Here is a 5227-nt window from a genome sequence, read left to right on the forward strand (position 1 = left end):
CTAGTGTTGCCTGAGGATTTTAAAAATAAAAAGAATAGCCACGAAAGTATTCCTGTCACACTGTTAATTCCAACAACTGCAAAAACATGCACGTACGAAGGATATATTCATTTTGTGGATGAAAAAGATCCGACTCATCATTATCAAATTCCATTTGGTTTCCGTCTAGTGGAAGAAGGTTTCGAATATTTCAAAGTCTTCTCACCAAATATTGCTACAAATCGTCAACAGAGTCCTTACAGTATAAAGAATACGGATTTAGATTTTAGATTAAATTCACCAATGAAAACATTAGATTTTATTCTAGTTGATTCAAAGACAAATAAAGATATGGGTTTAATTAGAACAGTTGATGCTTCTGGTGCAGGAATTGATCTGGATTTATATATTCAAAGTGCATTTACTGGAAGGTATTTTCCATTTACAGGGAATACAAAAAAACCAATAGCAAGTGCCTCCATATTAGCAACAGATGGGTTATATAAAATAAAGGTCATTGGAACCAATCTTGAAGGAAAGCAATATACAAAGACCGATCAAGTGTACATTGATAATAATGTCCCAACATTTACTTTAGATGATACAAATGCTTTGCCTAAAGGAGATCTTCCATTCGTTGAATTGGCACCTGGTCAAAAAACAGTTACATTGTCTGGAAGTGTGTACAATAGTGACGCAGTCATAATGGAAGATAATGGCATCGATGTAAATCAAACCGATAATAATGTTTGGTACGGACCTAACTCTCCAGCGTGGGGCATTCCTACCGATGTAAATGGCAAGTTTACTAAAGAAATTTCAGTTGATCCTGGTTTTAATTCAGTAAATAAGCTCCAATTTGTAGGTGCGGATAAGGCTGGGAACACAGCAATCGCGAAAGTCATATATTATATGAAATCGGGGACACAATATATTTACGCTAAACCAAATAAAGAGTCGTTTACTATGGGGGATCAATTAACCTATACCTTCTATGCTCATGGTTTGCAAAATGCAAAAGATTTAACTATCAAGTTCGATTACACATCAAGATATTTTAATTCCGTAGTAATTAATAAAAGTCTGTCTTTGCCAAATGATACACTGTTTACAGCTACCACAACTGGGACTGGAAGCAAAATGAATACGATTAATATAAAAGCACCTGGAGATGGGTTAACTGGTGATTTGCCATTATTTGATGTTCAAGTAGATACGAACGCAAATGAATATGTAAATGTAAATAATACATTCTTTTTTGTCAATTCATCTACTTATCAAGATCTAAGTGGTAAAACGGTAAACCCATATTTCGAAATCGGTTTATTACCAAGCTATTCAGCCTATTCAACAGCTACAGCGAAAATCAATGCTCAAGGGTTATTAAATGCAAACGGCGGCTTTAATTTTGCAATTGACTACACAACCATTGGTGCACAAGCTAAACTGGAAGACTCCAATGGTCAATTGTACAATGGGGAAATTCAAAAATCTGGAGACATTGTTTTTAAAAACCTGCCAATTTCTGAACAAGTATATACGGTCATCATTGATGTCCCTGGTCATTTTACTACTTACACGCCATTAGAAGTTGGTCGAAAAGACGGGGATAAGTATATTGGCGAGAATATTGGCTACTCAACAGTAAGAGAATATGCAGGGGATATTAATAAAGATCATGTGATCGATATTCATGACGTGATTTTGCTTCAACAAAATTGGGGAACGAACAACCGTGATTGTGATCTAAACTTTGATAAAACGGTTGATGCAAAGGATTTCAAGCTACTTGAGGCTAATTATTTAAAAGAAAACAATTATATAGTAGATACCCCTACCGCTGTAAAAGAGTTCAATGGAAAAACAATGGAGTCTATTAAGCAAGCACTAGGGATCAATTAATCATTACAAGCTAATATTGATAAAGGGTAGTGCTCATTTAGAGTGCTGCCCTTTTTATTTATTTCAATCCAGCAGATACAGGTGAACATGAATCAAGTACTAAATCATTTATTTTCTATTTACTAAAACATTTTTTAAGGGGATTACCAACAATGACCTACCAAATAGAAATAGAATTTCATCCTCTATACGAATTGGTTTCGAGTATGGCTGTTTTTACTAATCCCAAACCTTATTATGATTTAGATAAAAAATGGTTCCAAATTCTGGAGTCAAAAGTAGCTTTTTGCGTCCGTTGGCCGAGAATCAATGGGATACCGCGTTCTCTTTACAGGGAGTGTAGAATCCTGTCAGTATCTCTTTGATCAGAGTATGGCCCGCTTCTCACCGAGTATCAGTGGAATAGAATGGGTACATCAAACAGAGCTTAGTCAAATTGAATTAATTAAACGAGCAGAAAAAGCGGGTTATCAACGAGGATCTCTCTACGGTTTATATGAACATGATGGCATTGGTCTAGAATTGCTACCCAATGGAGACATCAACATACAAATACGAAACCGCTTCATTCAAGCCAAGCAGTTGTATAGGCTAATGGCTCGTATTGAAGAAGTGGCAGCCCCTTTCTTACCGAAACCATACGATTTATTTAACATGGATGGCGTACAGGAAGGAATGTTTGTATCATGACCAAAAGGACTCCTGTAGATGGCTTTGTTGAACATGTAACTGCTGGACACTATACAAAGCTGAAGCAGCAAGAAATCCTACTAAAACAGGCGAAAGAACATTTATCCAAAGAATTAAGGGATTCAACTAAACATTAATTTAATTAAAAAATGAAACATTTCTAAAATCTAATCGTAATAATGTAATAGGTAGCAAGGAGGGGTTATTATATTTGGAACAACTATAATCATCGTGTTATTCGTGATGTTAGGAATTATTCTATCAAAGGGTAAAGGCTCATTTTTAATTGCTGGATTTAACACGTTGCCACAAGAAGAAAAAGAAAAATATGATACGGTTGCATTCTGTAAGTTTATGGGGAAAATGATGTTCGCTTTATCATTCAGTATGGTATTTTGGGTACTTAGTGAAGCATATGAAAACAATTGGTTATTTGTTTTTGGTCTCATATTATTTATCGGTATAGTCGTGTTTACGCTTATATATGCTAATACAGGGAATCTATTTAAAAAGTAAATGTTTATCAGTTAATACTTGAATAGTTAATTTGAAAAAATTATTTAAACATTTGTGAAGGATTGTACTTCAACTAACGGGTGCGTTTGTTCAGTAAGAGCAACCGCTATTGTGCTAACGACCAGGATTGTGGGGAATAAAACTTTGGAAGAAAAAAAACAATCGAAACTAGAAAAATGGAGAAAGAAATATGGTTCATTAGCTGTTGCTTTGGGATGTTTATATTCTTTGATAGTTACTTGGGGAGAAGGTTGGTTTTTTACAGCAATAATGATTTTAGGGGTCTGCATATGTGGTACTTTTGCAATTTTTGATTTAAAAAATAGTACATACAATCGGATTGGTTAAAAAGGTACAAGAATAATACCTTGTGTATTATTTGTTGATGTTCCACTCTTCAATTAACGAGTGCTTTACTTCAAGAAGGAGTAAAGCATTTTTTCTTGTTGAACTAACGAGGCAGTATAGTTGAGGAAGATAAATTAGCAAAGGGAAAGGGGGATGTCTTAATTCATGAATAAATTTGTAAACATCTTTGTGTTTGTAATTTACTTCTATGTTATTTATACCTTGGCTGAGAAGTACGTAGGTTGGATAACGAGCCCTGATCACAATTTACTGTTACAGCTTATGTATCCACTTAGTATTTTTATAGTTGCAATTATAGCTACTGTGATTTCAATTAAATACATAAATAGAAATCAAATATGATTATATGCAATAGCTTCTTTAACTAACGGAACAGTTTAGTTGAAGAACAACTGATTTTAAAAAGGGGTGCCAAGTGAATGAAGTTAAGATTTTTATACTTAACATTAACAGTATTATCAATTTTACTGATTTGTGGTTGTTCGACTAAACAAGATGAAGTGAATTCCAAAGACACAGATAGCTATGAAAGAATTAGAAAAGTTGCTTGGGATATCATCGAAGAAAAAGGTTGGGGCGGCAGTGCTTTAGAAGACTGGAAAAGTGCTGATGTGAAAAAAACGATTGCTAGTAATAGCTATGAATTGCTGGATAAAACTTATGAAGGGAAAGAGGTATTAAGGGTATCCTTTGAAGACCAAGAGAACGTTGTAGTTGGTCCACCTTTAATACTTGTTGACCCCGAAACCAATGAAGTAATAGGCTATATGCCGGGTGAATAGACTTGAATGATCTTTAACTAACAGGGCTTTAGTTAAGATCATCGGGCTGATTGTCAGCTCTTTTCTTATTGAATTAACGGAGCAGTATTGTTCAATAAGGAACAATGGATTGTTTTCTTATTCGGAATTGTAAAATTAAGTGAAAATGGAAATGAAATTGGTTTTGAAGTTATTAAAGTAACGGGGGTAGGAGGGGGATTATATATTTAAAACAATTTTATTTTTTATCGTAGTCATTGCATTCTATGTTATTTCGATTTGGCAATATAAAAACCCAACAGAGGCTATTCGTTTATGGCATAAATCAGCATATTTAGAGAAACCTAAAGTAGATGAGGCATTCGTAAAGCGTTCCGTTATAATAAGGGGTATTTTCTTCACGTTGGCTTTCATCATAATAATTGTAATAACACTAGATATATAAACAAAAGAGCGATTGCACAATAAGTGCAGCAGTAGCTTATTTCACTAACGGGTGCTTTACTTCAAGAAGGAGTGAAGCCTTTTCCTACTCAACTAACGAGATAGGTTAGTTCACTAAGAATATTGTCTTATCTCAAGGAAATACTACCTTAAAATTAGGTAGGTGATTAGATGAAAAAAATATCAGTWWTWTTTTTRCTKTYGCTATTAAGTTTAACAACAGTGTTATATGTAAATTGGGAAAGTTCAACAAAAGCAAAGTTTGCAGAGACAAATGAAAACACAGTATTAGCAACATTATCTGCTAAAGTAACAACAACTTTTGAAGAACATGGTACACCAATTAGTAACGCTCGAATTATTGTGATAAATTCATTAGGTGAGATAATCGGAACAGAATTAACAAATTCTGATGGAGAAGCAAAAATACCTGTTACAGTTCACAAGGACCCTAGGTTCCCAATGAAAAACATGGGGGAAGTTACTGTCATAGCAGTTGCAAATGGATATAACGAGCATATTAACTTCAGTGTTACAATAAATGAATTTAGCGATAATACAGGAAG

Annotated in this window: 6 protein-coding genes and 1 pseudogene; all 7 read left to right on the plus strand. The window is 34.2% G+C overall.

The window, feature by feature from the left end; translation table 11 throughout:
* A partial coding sequence (locus tag AC1DSL_RS15540) for a dockerin type I domain-containing protein (protein ID WP_477532873.1) occupies positions 1-1881 on the plus strand: 1881 nt, incomplete at its 5' end.
* Between the two features lie 309 nt (positions 1882-2190).
* The gene (locus AC1DSL_RS15545; protein ID WP_477532874.1) at positions 2191-2571 is read left to right on the plus strand and encodes a hypothetical protein; all 381 of its coding nucleotides are present in this window, start codon (positions 2191-2193) and stop codon (positions 2569-2571) included.
* Complete coding sequence (locus AC1DSL_RS15550) at positions 2568-2708, plus strand: hypothetical protein (RefSeq protein WP_477532875.1); 141 nt, start codon at positions 2568-2570, stop codon at positions 2706-2708. The genes AC1DSL_RS15545 and AC1DSL_RS15550 overlap by 4 nt, the downstream gene beginning before the upstream one ends.
* 94 nt (positions 2709-2802) lie before the next feature.
* Positions 2803-3087, plus strand: coding sequence for a DUF3784 domain-containing protein (locus AC1DSL_RS15555; RefSeq protein WP_477532876.1), 285 nt, complete (start codon positions 2803-2805; stop codon positions 3085-3087).
* 144 nt (positions 3088-3231) lie between these two features.
* On the plus strand, positions 3232-3435 hold the full coding sequence (locus AC1DSL_RS15560; RefSeq protein WP_477532877.1) for a hypothetical protein: 204 nt from the start codon (positions 3232-3234) through the stop codon (positions 3433-3435).
* A 440-nt stretch (positions 3436-3875) separates the two neighbouring features.
* A complete protein-coding gene (locus AC1DSL_RS15565; protein WP_477532878.1) occupies positions 3876-4238 on the plus strand; it encodes a hypothetical protein in 363 nt (120 codons plus the stop codon).
* Positions 4239-4832: 594 nt separating this feature from the next.
* A pseudogene (locus tag AC1DSL_RS15570) lies at positions 4833-5227 on the plus strand (hypothetical protein); the annotation flags it as partial.

This window comes from Paenisporosarcina sp. P4_D4, from assembly GCF_056401835.1.

What these genes read in the sequence shown, in the direction of transcription:
- AC1DSL_RS15545 (WP_477532874.1), top strand. Translation starts at nt 2,191, where the DNA reads ATGGGATACCGCGTTCTCTTTACAGGGAGTGTAGAATCCTGTCAGTAT.
- AC1DSL_RS15550 (WP_477532875.1), top strand. Translation starts at nt 2,568, where the DNA reads ATGACCAAAAGGACTCCTGTAGATGGCTTTGTTGAACATGTAACTGCT.
- AC1DSL_RS15565 (WP_477532878.1), top strand. Translation starts at nt 3,876, where the DNA reads ATGAAGTTAAGATTTTTATACTTAACATTAACAGTATTATCAATTTTA.